The organism is Streptosporangium sp. NPDC023615 (assembly GCF_040640155.1).
Taxonomy (GTDB): Bacteria; Actinomycetota; Actinomycetes; order Streptosporangiales; family Streptosporangiaceae; genus Streptosporangium.
Genome location: NZ_JBFABE010000002.1, coordinates 66,419 through 84,499 on the forward strand (window position 1 = coordinate 66,419; position 18,081 = coordinate 84,499).

Annotated in this window: 13 protein-coding genes; 4 read left to right on the top strand and 9 right to left on the bottom strand. The window is 73.1% G+C overall.

Annotated features, from left to right (window positions below; all coding sequences use genetic code 11):
- Window positions 1–141 precede the first annotated feature (141 nt).
- The 8 genes from AB0G16_RS01765 to AB0G16_RS01800 all read right to left on the bottom strand — a co-directional run bounded on the left by AB0G16_RS01765 (window position 142) and on the right by AB0G16_RS01800 (window position 12,751).
- The gene (locus AB0G16_RS01765; RefSeq protein WP_362797264.1) at window positions 142–1,782 is read right to left on the bottom strand and encodes a GTP-binding protein; all 1,641 of its coding nucleotides are present in this window, start codon (window positions 1,780–1,782) and stop codon (window positions 142–144) included.
- Window positions 1,779–4,487, bottom strand: a complete 2,709-nt coding sequence (locus tag AB0G16_RS01770; protein ID WP_362797266.1) for a GTPase — start codon at window positions 4,485–4,487, stop codon at window positions 1,779–1,781. Before AB0G16_RS01770 ends, AB0G16_RS01765 begins: the two co-directional genes overlap by 4 nt.
- A gap of 1,481 nt (window positions 4,488–5,968) precedes the next feature.
- The gene (gene cobA, locus AB0G16_RS01775; protein ID WP_362797268.1) at window positions 5,969–7,201 is read right to left on the bottom strand and encodes a uroporphyrinogen-III C-methyltransferase; all 1,233 of its coding nucleotides are present in this window, start codon (window positions 7,199–7,201) and stop codon (window positions 5,969–5,971) included.
- A gap of 155 nt (window positions 7,202–7,356) precedes the next feature.
- Window positions 7,357–8,439 (bottom strand): nicotinate-nucleotide--dimethylbenzimidazole phosphoribosyltransferase, encoded by a 1,083-nt coding sequence (cobT, locus tag AB0G16_RS01780; RefSeq protein ID WP_362797270.1) that lies wholly within the window; start codon window positions 8,437–8,439, stop codon window positions 7,357–7,359.
- A 183-nt stretch (window positions 8,440–8,622) separates the two neighbouring features.
- Window positions 8,623–9,450 carry a sirohydrochlorin chelatase gene (locus AB0G16_RS01785; protein WP_362797272.1) on the bottom strand — a complete coding sequence of 276 codons (828 nt, stop codon included), beginning with the start codon at window positions 9,448–9,450 and terminating at the stop codon, window positions 8,623–8,625.
- A 366-nt stretch (window positions 9,451–9,816) separates the two neighbouring features.
- On the bottom strand, window positions 9,817–10,488 hold the full coding sequence (locus AB0G16_RS01790; protein ID WP_362797274.1) for an LUD domain-containing protein: 672 nt from the start codon (window positions 10,486–10,488) through the stop codon (window positions 9,817–9,819).
- Window positions 10,485–11,870: a lactate utilization protein B gene (locus AB0G16_RS01795; protein ID WP_362797718.1), complete on the bottom strand. Its 1,386-nt coding sequence runs from the start codon at window positions 11,868–11,870 to the stop codon at window positions 10,485–10,487. Before AB0G16_RS01795 ends, AB0G16_RS01790 begins: the two co-directional genes overlap by 4 nt.
- Before the next feature lie 107 nt (window positions 11,871–11,977).
- Window positions 11,978–12,751: a (Fe-S)-binding protein gene (locus AB0G16_RS01800; RefSeq protein ID WP_362797276.1), complete on the bottom strand. Its 774-nt coding sequence runs from the start codon at window positions 12,749–12,751 to the stop codon at window positions 11,978–11,980.
- 69 nt (window positions 12,752–12,820) lie between these two features.
- Here AB0G16_RS01800 and AB0G16_RS01805 point away from each other — a divergent pair, with 69 nt between their 5' ends.
- Window positions 12,821–13,546, top strand: coding sequence for a FadR/GntR family transcriptional regulator (locus AB0G16_RS01805; RefSeq protein WP_362797278.1), 726 nt, complete (start codon window positions 12,821–12,823; stop codon window positions 13,544–13,546).
- Here AB0G16_RS01805 and AB0G16_RS01810 read toward each other — a convergent pair.
- The gene (locus AB0G16_RS01810; RefSeq protein WP_362797280.1) at window positions 13,505–14,995 is read right to left on the bottom strand and encodes a sulfatase; all 1,491 of its coding nucleotides are present in this window, start codon (window positions 14,993–14,995) and stop codon (window positions 13,505–13,507) included. The two genes, AB0G16_RS01805 and AB0G16_RS01810, sit on opposite strands and share 42 nt — an antisense overlap.
- Before the next feature lie 110 nt (window positions 14,996–15,105).
- On the opposite strand from AB0G16_RS01810, the gene AB0G16_RS01815 reads away from it, so the two are divergent.
- The 3 genes from AB0G16_RS01815 (at window position 15,106) to AB0G16_RS01825 (ending at window position 18,009) form a co-directional block, all read left to right on the top strand.
- Window positions 15,106–16,125 carry an LLM class F420-dependent oxidoreductase gene (locus tag AB0G16_RS01815; protein ID WP_362797282.1) on the top strand — a complete coding sequence of 340 codons (1,020 nt, stop codon included), beginning with the start codon at window positions 15,106–15,108 and terminating at the stop codon, window positions 16,123–16,125.
- 97 nt (window positions 16,126–16,222) lie between these two features.
- Window positions 16,223–16,873 carry a response regulator transcription factor gene (locus tag AB0G16_RS01820; RefSeq protein ID WP_362797284.1) on the top strand — a complete coding sequence of 217 codons (651 nt, stop codon included), beginning with the start codon at window positions 16,223–16,225 and terminating at the stop codon, window positions 16,871–16,873.
- A 194-nt stretch (window positions 16,874–17,067) separates the two neighbouring features.
- The gene (locus AB0G16_RS01825; protein ID WP_362797286.1) at window positions 17,068–18,009 is read left to right on the top strand and encodes a DUF4328 domain-containing protein; all 942 of its coding nucleotides are present in this window, start codon (window positions 17,068–17,070) and stop codon (window positions 18,007–18,009) included.
- The last annotated feature ends 72 nt before the right edge of the window (window positions 18,010–18,081 follow it).

Below are 18,081 nucleotides of genomic sequence, written 5' to 3' on the forward strand. Positions count from 1 at the left end.
CGGCCGCCAGGACGGATCACCCTCGCGGGACGGCCCACCGGAAGAGGACGAGCCTGCAGGAGAGGACGATCCTGCGGAAGAGGACCTCCCCCGGAAAAGGACGGCCCCCGGAAGATGACGGTCCTGCGGACCCGGACGGGATCAGCTCCGCAGGCTCCGCAGAGCGGAGTAGAACTCGTTATAGCGGGTCAGTTCCCGCTCCACCGGTTCGATCACCATGGTCTCGGCGACACCGGCGACCCTGCGGCGCATCTCGCGCTCCAGCACGTCACGCTCGTTGCCCGCACCGAGCACCACGAAGTTGCGGCTGGCCAGCGCGGTCAGCGCCCCGAGCCCGAGAACGGAGACGATCATCAGCCCGACCCAGGGCAGCGAGGCCGCGTCGGCGAAGACCTCCAGCCACTCCGGCGGCGTCCCGAGCTCGAACACCCCGTAGGCCAGGGCCGTACCGACCCAGGCGAGACCGGCGACGAAGAGCACGACCAGCAGGTACTGCCAGACGAGCAGGAGCCGCCACCAGCCGGGAACCCTGTCCAGGCGGGGGGCCACCTCCGACAGCTCCTCCGAGAGCACCTGGGGCAGCTGCGTCATCCGCGAACGGGCCGCGTCCCTGACCCCGTTCTGCCAGGCCTCGTGCATACCCGAGGTGAGCCCGTCGGCGAGGGCCTGGACGGCGGCCTCCACCTCCGCGGGCTGCGCGCTGACCGCTCCACCGGTCAGGCCGCGGATCTCGTTCCTGAGGTCTCCGAGCCGCAGGCTGTTCAGCGGGTCGGGACGGAGCCCGGCGGCCCAGCGCCCGTAGGGCCAGCCGACCCATTCGGCGGAACGGGCGGCGTACACGTTCTCCATCGCCTCGCCGACGGCGGGAACTCCGACCGCGTCACAGAGGGCGTCGGTCAGGCCGATCCGGCGGGCGTCGTCCAGGGACGACGGCGGCGTGGAGGCCCCGTCGGCCGGTACGGCCTTCGCCAGGCGGAGCGTCAGCCGGTCGAGGTCGGCCTCCAGGCGCTGGACCGCGGCCCTGCGCTGGGAGACGGTCTCGGCGAGGACGGCCTTGAGCTCGTCGACGCCGCCACCCGTGATCGCCGAGGTGGTGACGATCACCGGGTGCTCGACCCCCTCACGGCGGAGCAGGCCGTCCAGGTCCGCGACGCACTCGGCCAGCTCCTCCTCGTCGAGCCGGTCGGCCTGGTTGAGGACGAAGATCGTCACAGCCTCGTGCCCGGCCAGGTCCGTCACGTAACGGCGGTGCGTGGAGGCGTCGGCGTACTTCTGCGGATCGAGCACCCACACCACCAGGTCGGCGACCTGGATCAGCCTGTCCGCCTCGGTGTCGGTCAGCGCCCGGATCGAGTCGTGGTCGGGCAGGTCGAGCAGGATCAGCCCGTTCAGCCTCCCCTCCCCCCGATCCAGCGCACTGGCCCGGGCGAAACGGTGCCGCCACTGGATCTGCAGCCAGTCGAGCAGCGGACCCGCGCCGTCCAGCCCCCACACGCAGGCGTGGGTACGTGCCGTGGTCGGGCGGCGCACCCCCGTGGGCGACAGCTCCAGGCCCGAGATCGAGTTGAACAGCGTCGACTTCCCGCTTCCGGTGCCTCCGGCGAGCGCGACCACGGTGTGATCGGGGGAGAGCTTGAGCCGCTCACCGGCACGCAGCAACAGACGGCCCGACTCGGCGAGCAGCTTCGGATCGACCCTGCCCGGACCCAGCTCCACGATCCGGGTCAGGGCCGCGAGCCGCCCGCCGAGCCCCTGGCGCGACCGGGTGGTGTCAACACTCATCGGGCGACCTCAAGGTTGTACGTTGCCTGGTAAAGACGCGTGGCCGCGGCTTCGTCGGGGATGCCCGCTCCGTCGAGAGCCTGGACATAGCGGGCCGTCTCGTCGTCGAAGAGCACGCCGATCCGGGCGCGAAGGTCGCTTCGGGCCTTCACCCCGATGTTGCGCAGCGACTCCGCGCCGAGCAGCGCGTGCACCAGCCGCTGCGGCAGCGCGCCGGGGCCGTTCCGGGCGTCCGAGGAGCCGTACCCGAGCAGCCCTATGGTCAGGATCAGCGACAGGGACTCGGCGTCGAACGAGACCACCCTGGCCACCGCCCGTTTGGTCACGCCCTCGGTACGGATCAGCTCGATGATGTGATCCTGCCAGGCCCCGATGGTCCGGCCGGTCCTGCGCAGCAGCTCGTCGGACGCGCGGCCCGAGCCGGGGACCGCCTCCAGGACGTCCTGCGTGCCCGGACGGTTCAGCCAGCGCGAGGCGGCCTCCTCGGCCGCCCGGTGCGCCGCCGAGACGACCACCGACTCCAGCCCCGCCCTCAGCGCCGACTTCAGGGCGCTGAGCCGCTCGGGCGCCTGCTGGCTCGCCTTTCCCGCGAAACGACCGGGTCTGCGCAGGTGGAGGGTGCGCATGAGATCACCGGAACCGGCGAAGTCCTGCCAGCGGGCGAGCACCTCGCCCTGGAGCAGCGAGCCGTTGCCGGTGTTCTCGTCGATCTCGGCCAGCGCCCGGGCGTAGGCGGTGTCCACGTCCGCGCGCAGTTCCCTGCGGAGAGCGACCTGGGCCTCCAGCTGCTTGGCCAGCGCGGGCACACGGGTGCGGAAACTGTTCAGCACCCCGTCCAGGGTCGCGCGCACGGCCTGCTCGCGACGGCGCTCGTCGACCGAGAGCTCGGTCAGCCAGCGGCGGAGCTCGGTCACCTCGTCGTCGGGGAGCATCCCGTCGACGACCTTGCTCTCGTTGACGACGAACCGGTCGACCTCACCGAGACCGTACTCGGTGAGCATCCTGACGAAGTGCTTGTCGATCACTTCCCGGGACTTGGGGGGCACCCGCGAGAGCACGATGGCCAGCCGGGCGCCACGCTCCTTGGCCAGGCGCAGAAGCCGCCACGCCGGGGCGTCGGCGTACCGGGCGGCGGTGGTCACGAAGATCCACAGGTCGGCCACGTCGAGCATGCGATGGGCGATCTCGTGGTGCTCCTCGACGACCGAGTCGATGTCGGGGGTGTCGAGCAGGGCCACGCCGACGGGGAGATGATCGGTGGAGACGAGCACGAGACCACCCGAGGCCGCCTCGGGGTCGGGCTCGCTGAGCCGCCGCAGGCCGCCCAGCAGTCCCCCCTTGGCGAACCACTCGTGGTCGTCGGGGTGACAGGCCAGGACGGGCGTGCCGGTGGTCGGGCGGCGGACGCCGGTCGCGCTGACCTTGGCGTTGGCCAGGGTGTTCAGGAGCGTGGACTTGCCCGCACCGGTGGAGCCCGCGACCACGATGAGCGCCGGCGCGGTGCTCGTATGGACGCGGGGGATCACGTAGTCGTCGAGCTGGGCCAGGATCTCGCCCTGGACCTTCCTGGCCTCCTCGGCGCCGGGGAGGTCCAGGCCGAAGGTGAGATCGGTGACACCGATGCGGACGGCGGTGAGCGCACTGCTCAGGGCCTTGGAGACGGCGGCCGGAAGCGGTGTCTCCCGTACGCGCTCCCGAGGCTCCTCGTCCTCCTCGTCCCGCGCTGCCCCGGCGGGGTCCTCGTCCCCCTCGCCGTCCTGGACGGCACGGCCGTCCTGGTCGTTCCGGTCGCCCTGGTCGTTCCGGTCGTTCTCGATGTCTCGGTCGTCGGACGCGTCGGTGTCGGCGACGGTGCCGTCGGCGGTCTTGTCGACGATGACGACGATCTCAGCGTCACCGTCGGCCGCGTCGGCGTGCTCGGCCCGGTCATCGCCTTCGACGCCGTCCTCGCCTCCGGCTTCGGCTTCGGCGTCATCGCCGGCCTTGTCGTCGGCCCTTTCGTCGGCTTGGTCCTGAACCCGACCTTCGGTCCCGGCGGATCGCTCGACGCTCGGCGCCTCCGCACCGGCGTCCGCGACGCCGGTGTCTGTGGTGTCTGTGGTGTCGGCGGTGTCGGTGTCGTCTCGCGTTCCGGCACCGTCCGGTACGCCGCGCTCGGTGGCCTCGTGCTCGTCCGCCGGCGTGTCCGTCGGCGTGACCCCGTCACGCGTGGACGAGATGTCCGCGTGCTCGTCGTTCCCGGCGTCGTTCCCGGCCTCGTTCCCGGTGTCGCGGGCATCCGGCGTCTCACCACCGCCCTCGGCCCCGTCTTCGGAGTCACCGGAGCGCACACCTTCGGGCTGTCCGTGACGAACGTTCCCCGAGGCGTCGGAGCCGCCCTCGACGACACCGGAGTGATCGTCCTCGGCGTCGTCCGGGCGGTCGCCCTCAGAGTCCTGGAAGTCCTCGGCGTTCCCGGGATCCCCGGCGTTCCCGGAACGTTCGAGATCGTCGGCGCTCCCGGAAGGGAGGCTTCCGGAGTCACCGGAGTGTTCCCCGTCCCCGGAGCCTTCGGAGCGCCCGCCTTCGGGGCGTGCCTCCTGCCGGGACGTGTCCTCGGTCCCGTCGCCGGGCACGCCGGCGCTCTCGGCCGGCTCCGCGTCCCCGTCCCGCTCACGGGACTCTTCGTGCGGCCCGACGGTACGCAGGGGCGGGGCGACCTCCACGCGGGAGCGCTCCTTCGTGACGTCGGGTGCGCCGATCGCGGACCCTTCGTGGTCCGGTCGGGCCGAGACGGCCTCGGGACCGGCGGAGAAGTCCCCGGGGCGGGTGGGGAGATCCTCTTCCCCGCCGGGGAACGTGCCCGTGGGTCCCTCTCCGGGAGCGGGGCGGGGCGTGACATCCGCGGGCGCGCCGGACGACGGGGCGACGGGCGCCCCGTCACGGGGAGCGCTCGGGGGGACGGGTGCCCCCGGGCGGAAGAGCGCTCCGGGAGCGCCGGGTGAGACGGCGGTGACGTCGTCGAAGGCGCCTGTGGGGCGACCGGCCTGCGAGGAGGACGGCGAGGACGGCGAGGGCGGCGAGGGCGGGGTCGTCGGCGGCACGGGGGCACCCGGCCGGAAGATCGCGCCGGGACCGCCCTGGTCGGCCGGGTCGCCGTAGGGGGACGCACCGGCACCGGGACGGGAGACGGGCGCGGGAGCCTGCGAGCCCGGCCGTACCGGGGCGGCCGGCGGTACGGGAGCACCCGGACGGAAGGCGGCACCCGGGGCGGCGGGTCCGCCTCCCCGTGGGGCGGCCGCGGGTCCCGTCGGCGGGATCGCGGCGTCCTCACGCCGAGGGGCGCCGGGGTAACCGGTGCCGGGAGCGCCTCTCTGCGGGACCGCCGGAGCGAGAGGGCCACCCGCGACCGTACGGGGCGGGACCGTGCCGGACGGGGCCGTCCCGGGGGAAGCCGTCGCGCCGCCCGGGACCATGCCGGGCGGGACAGGGCCGGGCGGGACAGGGCCGGGCGGGACGGGACCACCGAGACGGGGACCGGGCGGGGGGACGGAAGTCCCCGGGCCCGGCGGACGAGGCGGGCCGGAGGCGGGTGGCGGAGCGCCTCGTGAGACGTCCGGGCGCACGCCGGGCCGGACGGATCTGGAAGCCGCCTCCCGGGAGGCGGCGAGGGCGTCGACCGTGGCCTGGGCGGCGGCGGCGGCGGCGCGGAAGGCCGCCATGGCGTCGGCGGGGGCGGGCGGCGCGGAGGGGTCGTCCGCCCTGCCTGGGGCCGCGGGCGCGGCGGGACCCGGTGGCCTGACCGGGGCCGCGGCGGGGCCCGCCGACCGGCCTGGAGTCGTGGCGGGACCGCCCTGCGGCCCGGTCTGGAAGGGAGGGGGCCCCTGCGCCCCGCCCGGGGGCGCGGGGGGACCTACCGGTCGGACCGGGGGCGTGGCGGGGCCGCCGTACGGCCCGGCCTGGAAGGGGGCGGGCCCCTGCGGTCGGCCCGGAGGCGCGCCCGGGCCGGTCGTCCCTCCGGGCGGCGCGGTGCGGGCGCGGATGGAGGCGGCGTCGTCGTCGGGACGGATGGCGCCGAAGGACACCGTCTGCTCGCCGGGGGATTCGGTGTCATCCGGCGAGGTGTCGTCGGGTGGCTCCTGGGGGGTGCCGGCGAGGCGAGGGTCACGGCCACCGCCCTGCTGGGGGGGCCAGTTGGACGCCGAATTCACGGTACTCGCTCCGCTCGAACCATCTCGACCTCCTGGCCGACCTTCACGACATCGCCGACGATCACGATCGCAGGTGGCCGAATCCCAGCCGCGCTCACACGCTCCGCCACGGTGGACAACGTGGCGTAAAGAGCCCGCTGGGTGGGAAGAGTACCGTCCTGTACCACCATTACGGGAGTTTCCGGCGAACGTCCGTCGTGGATCAGCGTCTCGGCGATCACTCCGATCCGTTCGACCGCCATCATAAGCACCAGCGTGCCACCGGATCTGGCCAGATTCGGCCAGTCGACGGTGGATCTCTCGTCGCCCGGGGGGACGTGTACGGAGATCACGTGGAATTCCTGGCTCACGCCGCGGTGCGTGACGGGTACGTTGGCGGCGGCGGGCGCCGCCACCGGGCTGGTGATGCCGGGGACCACGGTGACGGGGATGCCCTCACGGGCGCAGGCCAGCATCTCCTCGCCGCCGCGGCCGAAGACGAACGGGTCCCCGCCCTTGAGCCGGACCACGAACTTGCCCTGCTTGGCGTGCTCGATCAGCAGCTCGTTGATCCTCTCCTGGGCCATGTAGCGGCCGTAGGGGATCTTGGCGGCGTCGATCAGCTCGACGTCCGGGGAGAGCTCGTCGAGCAGGGCCTGCGGCGCGAGGCGGTCGGCGACGACCACGTCGGCCTGGGCCAGGAGCTGCCGTCCGCGGACGGTGATCAGGCCCGGGTCGCCCGGCCCGCCGCCCACCAGGGCGACCCCGACCGGCTTGGTGCGGTTGCGCCGGGCCCCTACCGTGCCGTCCCGGAGGGCTCCGACGACGGCGTCCCTGATCCCGGCGGCACGCCGCGGGTCGCCCCCGGCGGTGATCGCCACGCTGATCTCGTCCACCCTGCCGCTGGCCGGGGTCCAGGCGGCCGAGGCGTCCTTGTCGTCGGCGCGCACGCACCAGATCCGCTTGGCCTCGGCCTCGGCGGCCACCGCGGCGTTCACCGCACGGTCGCTCGTGCACGCCTGGACCAGCCACGCCCCGTCGACGTCGCCGACCTGGTAGCGCCTGGCCTCCCAGGTCACGCGGCCGGTCGCGATGAGGTCGTCGAGGGCGTGCGTCACGCTCGTCGAGACGATGGTGACCAGGGCGCCCGCGTCGAGCAGCGTCGGAACCCGGCGCTGGGCGACGTGCCCGCCGCCCACGACGAGCACCCGCCGCCCGGAGAGACGCAGGCCGAGCAGGTAGGGCGACATGGCGACAGATCTCCCGTTCGCGAGAAATGGTGAAGCAGGGCGTGCTAGGAGGTAAACCTACCGGCTGGCGGCTCTCCCTTCGCTGCCGCGGTGCCGACGCGGGCGGAGGGGCGGCCGATCGTCCGCCGTCGATCGGGTTCATACACTTTCGCAGGTCAGGCCGTCTTGTCCGTCACTCCGGCGGAATCGAAGGTCGCCCCCTCGTGCATGACCCTGACCGCCGCGCAGACGAGCGGGTGGGCGAGCAGGCCGCCGGTGCCCTCTCCGAGCCGCATTCCCAGCTCGATCAGCGGGCGCAGGCCCAGGTGCTCCAGGGCCACGGCGTGCCCCGGCTCGGCCGAGCGGTGCCCGGCCACACAGTGGTCCACGGCGTCGGGGGCCAGTGCCGCCGCGGCCAGTGCGGCGGCTCCGGCGATGACGCCGTCCAGGATGACCGGCACCCGCAGCGCCGCCCCGCCGAGGACGAATCCGGCGATCGCGGCGTGCTCCAGGCCACCGACCGCGGCCAGCGTCTCCAGGGCGGGCACCTCGCGGGCGTCGCCCGGCCCGCGCTCCAGGCCGTTCACCCGCAGGGCCTCACGGACCACCTCGACCTTGCGCGTCAGGGTCTCGTCGTCGACACCGGTCCCCCTGCCGGTCACGACGGCCGGGTCCTGACCGGTGAACGCGCAGATCAGCGCGGCCGACGCCGTGGTGTTGGCGATCCCCATGTCGCCGGTGACCAGGCAGCGGGCCCCCTGCGCGACGAGGTCACGGGCCACCGCGATCCCGGCCTCCAGCGCGGCGACCACCTGTTCGCGGGTCATCGCCGGTCCTCGGGACAGGTCGGCCGTGCCGTAGGCGACCTTGCTGATCGTCAGACCGGGAGCGGGTTCGAGATCGGCGGCCACGCCGACGTCGACGACCGTGACCGAGGCGCCCACCTGGGTGGCGAAGGCGTTGGCCACGGCGCCCCCGGCGAGGAAGTTGCCGACCATCTGCAGGGTGACCTCCTGCGGCCAGGGGGTCACGCCCCGGGCGTGGACACCGTGGTCGGCCGCGAAGATCGCCAGGGCCGGGGGAGCCGGGAGGGGAGGCGGGCTGACCCCGGCCGCTCCGGCCAGCCGTACCGCCACGTCCTCCAGGGCGCCGAGCGCGCCCTGTGGTTTGGTCAGCCGGTCCTGGTGGGCCCGGGCCTCGGCGACGGCCTCCCGGTCGGCGGGAGGGATCGCCGCGACGGTCTCCTCAAGAGTGGTCATGTGATCCAGTCTCTCGCGGAAACGGCATTTCAGGAAAAATCACGAAGATAAAGAGAAAAACCGTCTTCAGGGCGCGGGGCTCCGGGGCGTCCCGGGTGACGGGCGGGCCGGACCTCGGGTCACCTCGGGCGGGTCACTTCGGACCACCCCGGGTCGGTCCGGGTTGGTCCGGGTCGGTCCGGGTCACCAGGCGATGCCGCTGAGCGCCTCCTCGTAGCGGTCGATGACCACGTCGGCCAGGCCTTCGCAGTCGCCGATGACGTCGGCGCAGCGGACGTCCAGTCCCGGATGTCCCGCGGAGTAGGCCATGGACTGCGCCCAGACGCGGTCGAGCAGGCTCCCGGCGAACAGCAGGTACGGCACGACGATCACCCGCTTGGCGCCGAGCCGGCGGCAGCGCTCAATGCCACCGGGGACACCGGGCGGGGTCAGGGAGACGAAGGCCGTCTCCACGGTCATGTACTCGTGGGCGTGCGTCTCCCAGAACAGGCGGGAGACCCGGTGCACGTCGGCGTTGGTCTCGGGGCTGGTGGAGCCGTCCCCGACCAGGACCACCGCGGTCTCGCCGATCTCGATGCGCTCGGGCTCGTCGTCGAACGGCCCGGCGGCCACCGGGACCAGCCGGAGGCTGGCGACCTCGGCGGCGGCGTCGGCCAGGCGCTCGGCGAGCAGCGCCAGGATCCGGGGGTCGGAGCCCAGGGGGCGGCCGTGGTCGCAGGTCAGCATGGGGTGCCTCTCCTGCTCCCGGACCATCGCGGCGGGGATGTCGGCGCCGAGCCACACGTCGCCGGTCAGGCTCATCGGCTGGACCACCATGCGGTGGTGTCCCCGCGCGACCAGCGAGGCGACCGAGTCGCTGAGGCGCGGCCTGGATCTGGCGATGTAGCCGCCCGAGACGTCGGCCGCCGTCTGGTCCAGACGGCAGCGGAGCCGGTGGACGAACCTGCCGAATTCAGCAGATCCACTGTCATCGTGCGAGCCCTGCCCGATGAGCAGCAGCGGCGGTTTCATGGAAACAGGACTCCAATGACCTTGACCTGGGGTTACGCGAGTGCGACTGGCGACGATATCCGATCCGGGCGTCCCATGGACAGATAACGGATCGGTAAATCATGTTTTTCCCACCCGTCGCGGTGGCCGGTGGACGCTCCTCCCTCGCGGGGCCGCCCGGGTGACACGCCATGGCACGGTAACCGGACACGCGGGGGACGTCCAGCCGCACCACGCGGATCGCGCCAGATCATGCCGGATCGCTTCCGAGCAGGCCGGGGATCCCCCTGGGACCCGGGGGATCCCCGTACGGGCCGAGGAGCCCGCCGGGCCCTGGGGAAGCCCCGTCCCCGGTGAGCTTCCGTGCGGGCCGGGAGGCGACGTGCCTCAGCGGACGACGACGACCTCCAGCGTGCGGGGCCCGTGCACGCCCTCCACCCGGTTCAGCTCGATGTCGCTGGTCGCCGACGGACCGCTGATCCAGGTCAGCGGCCTGGACGGGTCGAGCCTGCCCAGGGCCTCGGGAACCCCGGACACGATCTGCCCGGCGCGCACCACGCACAGGTGGTAGTCCGGGACGAGCGTCAACGCCCGGCGTCCCTGGCCCGGCCCGGTGTCCAGCACGATCGTGCCGGTCTCGGCGATCGCCACGGCGCACCCGGTGAGGACCCCGTCCACCCCGTCCAGCTCGGCCGCGCTCAGCGGCGGGTCGTCGGTGACCGGGGCCGCGGGCGCCCACTCCGGCGGCAGTCCCTCGGGGACGACCACCCGGGTGGCGCCCCTGCGGGCCAGCGCCGCCGCGACCGTCGCGGCCACCTCTCCCTCCTCCACCACGTGCACGACGGCCCGGTAGTCCGCCACCCGCTCGGCGAGCAGTTCCACGACCCCCGCGCCGGCGACCGCCTCCCCCTCCCCCGTGACCGGGTCCGGGACCGGGACCGGCGACGTGCGGTAGGCGCGGGTGATCTCGACGGCCGGGGCTCCGGCGACGGCCGAGCGGATCCTCGCCAGGATCCGCTCCCTGCTCCCCGGCCCGTCCGCGGTCCCCCCGGCGGTCATCGCGTGCCTCCTTCGGTACGGCCCCACCAGTCGCGGAAGGACTCGGAGGGGATGTCGGGGATGTCACGGGTGTCGGTCCACGCCGACAGTGGTCCCGGCAGCCGTCCGGGGACGAACCTGCGCAGGCGCCCGCCGAGGCGCTGGGCGCGCGCCAGCCGTGCCGGGCGGTCGAACACCCAGCCCGCGGCGCGCATGCCCAGCCGCTCGGCACGCGCGTGGCGGACCCTGCCGCGCAGGTGGACCAGGACCTCGGGGATGTCGATGGCGACGGGGCAGGCGTCGAAGCAGGCCCCGCAGAGCGTCGAGGCGTACGGCAGCGACGCGTCCAGCTCGGAGGCGGTGCCGCGCAACTGCGGGGTGAGGATCGCGCCGATCGGCCCGGGGTAGACCGAGCCGTACGCGTGCCCCCCGGCGCGCTCGTAGACCGGGCAGACGTTCAGGCAGGCCGAGCAGCGGATGCAGCGCAGCGCCTGGCGGCCGACCTCGTCGGCCAGCACGCCGGTGCGGCCGTTGTCGAGCAGGACCAGGTGGAACTCCTGGCCCTCGGTGGAGCCCGTCCAGGTGGAGGTGTAGGGGTTCATCCGCTCGCCGGTGGAGCTCCTGGGCAGCAACTGCAGGAAGACCTCCAGGTCCCGCCAGGTGGGCAGCAGCTTCTCGATGCCGACCACGCTGATCAGCGTCTCGGGCAGGGTGAGGCACATCCGCCCGTTGCCCTCGGACTCCAGCACCACCAGCGTGCCGGTCTCGGCGATCATGAAGTTGGCGCCGGAGATCGCGACCTTGGTCGACAGGAAGCGCTCGCGCAGGTGCAGGCGGGCCGCCTCGGCGAGGGCGTGCGGCTCGTCGGTCAGGTCGCCGGGAGCGGCACGGCCCCAGTCGGCCATCCTGTCCTGGAAGATCTCGCGGATCTCCGAGCGGTTGCGGTGGATCGCCGGGACCAGGATGTGCGAGGGCAGGTCGTCGCCGAGCTGGACGATCAGCTCGGCCAGGTCGGTCTCGTACGCGGTGATGCCCTCGCGTTCGAGCGCCTCGTTGAGGCCGATCTCCTGGGTGGCCATGGACTTGACCTTGACCACGCTGGTCTCGCCGGTGGCCTTGACCAGGTCCGCCACGATCCTGTTGGCCTCGGCGGCGTCGGCCGCCCAGTGGACGTGCCCGCCCGCGGCGGTGACGGCCTCCTCCATCCGCAGCAGGTAGCGCTCCAGGTCGCGCAGGGTGTGGTCCTTGATCTCCTTGCCCGCCCGGCGGAGCTCGGCCCAGTCGGGCAGCTCGTCGACCACGGCGGCCCGCTTGCCGCGGATCGTCCGGGTGGCCTTGCGGAGGTTGTACCTGAGCTGCGAGTCCTGCACGGCCGCGGCGGCGTTCTCCGGGAAGGCGGGCATGCCGAGGAACGTGCCGCCGGTCGTCCTGGGCGCCGTCCGGGGCGCCGTCCCGCGCTCCGTTCCGCCCTCCGTCCCGCGCCCGGCCCCGGTCCGGGGGCCGGGGGCGTTCATCGGGTCACCTCCGTGGCGGCGAGGATCTCGGCGAGGTGCATGATCCTCACCCCGGTGCGCTGGCGCCGCAGGGTGCCGCCGATGTGCATCAGGCAGGAGTTGTCGGCGGCGCAGAGCACCTCGGCGCCGGTGGTGGTGACGTTGTGCACCTTGTCCGCGCACATGGCCGCGGAGATCGCGGGGTTCTTCACCGCGAAGGTGCCGCCGAAGCCGCAGCACTCCTCGGCGCCGGGCAGCGGGACCAGCTCCAGCCCCCTGACCCGTTCGAGCAGCCGCGTCGGCCGGTCGCCCACGCGCAGGCCGCGCAGGGAGTGGCAGGTCGGGTGGTAGGTGACCCGGTGCGGGAAGTAGGCGCCCACGTCGGTGACGCCGAGGACGTCGACGAGGAACTCCGACAGGTCGTACACCTTCGGTGCCGTCTCGGCGACCGCGGCGGCGAACGAGCCGGGCCCGCCGGCGGGCGCCCCGGTGGACGCTCCGGCCGTGGCGGGGGTGCGGGCCAGTCGCGGGTACTGCTCGCGGACCATCGCCGCGCACGACCCCGAGGGCGCCACGATCGCGTCGTACCCGGCGAAGACCTCCACGAAGTGCCCGGCCAGCCGCCTGCCCTCGCCGGGGTAGCCGGTGTTGACGTGCATCTGGCCGCAGCAGGTCTGTGCCCGGGGGAACTCGACGTCACAGCCGAGGCGGCGCAGCAGCGTGACGACCGCCCGGCCGGTGCCCGGGAACAGCGTGTCGTTCACGCAGGTGATGAAGAGGGCGACGCGCACGGCACTCCTTCCGTTCCATGGTCTGACCACAGTATGGTCTGACCACATTCCCCACAAGAGGAGGGTCTGTTGAGCGGCTGGCAGCCGGTCCGGCGTACCCGGGCCTTCGAGGACGTGATCGCCCAGATCGAGCGGCGCATCGCCGACGACGGCCTCACGGTGGGCGACCGCCTGCCCGGCGAACGGCAGCTCGCCGAGCAGCTACGGGTGAGCCGTTCCTCGGTGCGCGAGGCGATGCGCGTCCTGGAGACGCTGGGGGTGGTGTCGTCCCAGGTGGGCCGGGGGCCGGACGCGGGCGCCTTCCTCACCTCCCGGCCGGCCGGGGCCCTGAGCGACCTGCTCAGGCTGCACCTCGGGCTGTCCAGCCTCTCGCTGGAGGAGGTCGTCGACGCCCGGCTGATGATCGAGCGGTGGTCGGCCTCGCACGCCGCCGTACGCGGCGCCGACCTGTCGGCCCTGACCTCGGCGCTGGAGCGGATGGACGCCACGACGACGGCCGAGGAGTTCGTCGAGCACGACACGGCCTTCCACGTGGCCATCGCCGAGGCGTCCGGGAACAGGCTGACCACCGCGATGATGCTCTCGCTGCGCGACTCGCTGCGCCGGTACGCGGTCGAGGCGGTCGAGCGTCTCGGCGACACGGCCGGGCTGATGGCCGACCACCGCCGGATCCACCGGGCGATCGCCGGCGGGGACCCGGCCGAGGCGTCGGCCGCCGTGGAGGCGCACCTGAGGCGGGCCTACCCGGGCATCTCACTGCCTCCACGGGGTGATCGGCACGGGGGCGACGGGTAGCACGGGCGGCTCGGCCGCGTCGGCCCTCCGGCAGGCGGCGCCCGAGCAGGAGACCAGCGCGTCGAGCTGGGCGTTGAACCGGGCGATCACCGGCAGCGGCGTCAGGGCGATGATGTTGCGGAGCTGGTGGGGATCGACGGCGAGGTCGTAGAGCTGGTACTCGCCGGTCGAGTAACGGACGAAGGTGTGCCGGGCGGTCCGCATCCCCTGGTAGGCCGGGACCGGCGTCTGGCGGGCCGAGGACGGGTTGATCGGCCGGTTGAACTCCAGCAGCACGTTCCTGCGCCACGACGGCGGCCGCTCGCCCCGCAGCAGCGGGAGCAGCGAGCGCCCCTCGGCGAAGGCCGGGAGCGTCACCCCGGCCAGCTCGGCGAAGGTCGGTGCCAGGTCCACGTTGGCCGCCAGGTCGCCGACCACACCGCCGGCCCGCACGCCCGGCCCGCGGACCAGCAGCGGGACGCGGATGGACTCGTCGAACGGGGTGGTCTTGCCCAGGGCGATCCGGTGCTGGCCCAGGTGGAACCCGTTGTCGGAGGCGAAGAAGATATACGTGTCGTCGAGTTTCCCGGAGACCCTCAGGGACTCCACCAGCGTGCCGACCATGTCGTCCACGCCGAGCATGGCCCGCAGCCGGTTGCGGTACTGCCGGTCGATCCGCCGGACCGTCCCGGCCCCGAACTGCGGGAGCGACCTGAGCCAGAGGGGCTCGGCGGTGACGTCGAACTGGTTGAAGGAGGGCGTGCGGGGGGCGAACGCGGTCGCGAAGGCGGCGGCGTGCCGGGGGGCGTGGTTGGCCGGGTTGTGCGGGGCGACCGGTGCGAGGTAGAGGAAGAACGGGTCGTCGTCCGGCCGGGAGACGAACGAGGCGGCCTTGGCGCTGAGCACGTCGGTCAGGTAGTCCTGCGGGGCGAACCCGTAGGCGCGCGGCGTGCCGTTCTCGTTGAGCGTGTAGCCGTACTCCTCGTACAGCCTGCGCACGGGAACGTCCCACTCGTCCCAGCCGGGGGGCACGTAGGCGGCGCCGGTCGCGCCGCCGGGGTAGTGGTTGAGGTACTTGCCCATCAGGCCGGTCCGGTACCCGGCGGACTTCATCCACGTCCCGACCGTGGAGCGTTCCAACCCCGAAAGATGATATTTGGTGAAACCTCCCTCGGGGGCGGTGTTGGTGAGCACGCCGTGGCTGTGGACGTACTGGGAACGCATGATCGACGCCCGTGACGGGCAGCACCAGGAGTTGCTCACGAAGAACCGGTCGAACCTGGTGCCGCCCCGGCCGAGCAGGGTGGCGATGTTGGGAAATTTCTGTAGATCTCCCGCCTCCAGGTCGTCGACCAGGATCAGCACGATGTTGGGCCGCCCCGTCGCGTGCGCCACGGCCGGGACCGTTCCCACGGCGGCGAGCGCGAGGAGGGAGATCAGGGAGAGGAGTTTGCGAGCGGCGTTGAGCACAGATGCACGCTTCCCAGGAGAACGAATTTCGACACCTCACACTCGACCGGCCAATATAGAACGTGTTCTAATTGCGGGGCGCGCCCGGCGCACGTCACGAGGAGGCCCCCGTGAGCACCGACCTGAAGCTCGGCCTGAGCCTCGGCTACTGGCAGCGGAACGCCGACGACGCCACCGAACTCGTCCAGGCCGCCGAGCGGCTGGGATACGAGTCCGTCTGGACGGCAGAAGCCTACGGTAGCGATGCCTTCACCCCCTTGGCCTGGTACGGCGCCCGGACGTCCCGCATCAAACTGGGCACGTCCGTGGTGCAGATCTCCGCCAGGACGCCGGTGGCGACGGCGATGACCGCCATGACCCTCGACCATCTCACCGGCGGACGGCTGATGCTCGGCATCGGCGCGTCGGGCCCCCAGGTGGTCGAGGGCTGGTACGGAATGCCATTCCCCGGACCGCTCGCCCGTACCCGCGAGTACGTCGAGATCATGCGCAAGGTCTGGCGCCGCGACGAGCCGGTGACGAGCGAGGGCGAGCACTACCCGCTCCCCTACCCCGGCGGCGCCGGCCTGGGCAAGCCGCTGAAGCTGATCACCCATCCGCTGCGGAGCGAGATCCCCCTCTACCTCGGCGCGGAGGGCCCGAAGAACGTCGCGCTCGCCGCCGAGATCGCCGACGGCTGGCTGCCGCTGTTCGTGTTCCCCGAGAAGATCGGGCAGATGTACGGGCCCTCGCTCGCCGGGGCCGGGCCCGGTTTCGACATCGCCGCCATGGTGCTGGTCTCGATCACCGACGACGTCCGGGCGGCCCTGGACGGCGTCAAGATGATGCTGACCCTCTACATCGGCGGCATGGGCGCCAAGAGCCGCAACTTCCACGCCGACATCATCGGCAGGATGGGCTACGCCGAGGCCGCCGAGGAGATCCAGGCGCTCTACCTGGCCGGGAGGAGGGACGAGGCGTTCCGCGCGATCCCGGACGAGCTCGCCGACGGCATCTCGCTGGTCGGCCCGCCGGGCCGGATCCGCGAACGCCTGGAGCCGTGGCGCGAGAGCCCGGTGAGCAAACTCCTGATCATGGGTCCCCGCGACGAGGCCTCCCTGCGGGCGGTCCGGGACCTGGTCCTCGGCTGACCCGCGGGCGTTCCCCGGCCCGGTCCCGGGGTGGCCCCCGCACGGATCGGCCGGATGCCCGATCCCGGCCGCGTGCCGGGCTGGCAGAATCCATGAGGTGACGATTCGGGTGCTCATCGCTGACGACCAGGAACTCGTGCGAACCGGGTTCCAGATGATCCTGGACGCCCAGGAGGACATGGAGGTCCTGGCGACGGCCGCCAACGGGGCCGAGGCCGTCGAGCTGGCGCGGAGACTGCGGCCCGACGTGTGCCTGCTGGACATCCGCATGCCCAAGCTGGACGGCCTGGAGGCCACCCGCATCCTGGCGGGCCCGGGGGTGCCGGACCCGATGAAGGTGGTCATCGTCACCACCTTCGACCTGGACGAGTACGTCTACGGGGCGCTGCGGGCCGGCGCGACCGGTTTCCTGCTCAAGGACAGCGGGCCGACGCTGCTCATCGAGGCGATCCGGGCCGCGGCGGCCGGAGACGCGCTGGTCTCGCCGTCGGTCACCGTACGGCTGCTCGCGCACCTGGCCCACCCGCGGAGCGGAGCGGGCATGCCCCCCAACGAGCCGCTCACCGAGCGCGAGCTGGACGTGGTCAGGCTGGTGGCCAGGGGACGGACCAACCAGGAGGTCGCCGCCGAGCTCTTCGTCTCGCTCTCCACCGTCAAGACACATCTGGGGAGTATCCAGGTGAAGCTGGGCGCCAGGAACCGGGTCGAGATCGCCGCGTGGGCCTGGGAGTCCGGCACCGTGAACTGAGCCGGGCCGAGCGGACCGAGCCGGAGGGACGCCGGGGTCGGGACGGGGCCGAGGGATCACGACCCGGGCCACGGCCCGGGGAACGGGATCGAAAGGGTCACGCGGGACGGATGGGCCGGACGGGTCCGATTAGCGGAAGTGCCTACGGGATAGGAAAGAGGCAGGTCCTCGGCGCATGGCGGGGGGAGATATACATGCGCTCTATCCCATCTTCACAGAAAAGGGCGACGTCGGCCGTCTACCTCGCGCTCACCGCGCTGGTGCTCGCGTCCGCCGCCCTGGCGGTCTTCGAGCAGGCCCGTGGCCGGCGCCTGGTCATGGAGATCTCCCGGCTCGGTGGCGACCCCCAGGCCCCGGGCGCGGAAGCGGTCTTCGGCGCGGTCACCGTCTTCGCCATTCTCATCATCCTCTTCGCCGCGACCGCGATCGCCTGCGCGGCCGCGTACCTGAACTGGTTGGTCCGCGCCCGCCGGTACGCCGACCGGCCCGCGGTGGTACCGGTCGTGGCGAGCTGGTTCGTGCCGGTGATCAACCTGTTCGCGCCCGCGCTGCTGGTGGACCGCCTGTGGTGGGCCTCGCGCCCGCCGCCGGACCGCCGGGAACGCTGGGTGGCGCTGCTCACCGCGTGGTGGCTGAGCTGGCTGGTCGCCCTGGCGCTGGTGCTGGTACGGCTCTGGCCGGGCGCCTCCCGCGACGGGGCGAGCCTCACCGGTTTCGGGATGCTCGAACTGGTCGCGGTCGCGGTCGCCGCGCTGCTGTGCGGGGCGACCGTCCGGCAGATCGGCGCCGTCCAGGCCGCGGGCGCCAGGCACCGGCGCCAGGAGACGACGGGAGGGCACCTTCAGCCGCCCTCGGCGGGGGCGGTCGCGCACCTCGGCCCGGACCCGCTTCCCCAGGACTCCCCCGTCGCCTCCGCATCCGTCCCCCCGGCCGGCGCCCAGGAGGCGGGGGCCCGGGGGGCGGCGACCCGGGAGACGACGGCCTGGGAGACGACCGGCTCCGGCACCGTCTCGGAACGGTCCCCGGAGCGGACCCCGGAGCAAGTTCCGGAACATGTCGTGGAACGTGATCCGGAGCGGCCCCTGGAGCAGGCCCAGCGGGAACGCGCCCCGGAGGTCCACCCCGCCGGACAGTGACCCCCCGCCGGACGGTGAGAGACACAGGCCGTCGGGCCGTCGGGTCATCGGTCGTCGAACCACCCGGTCGAC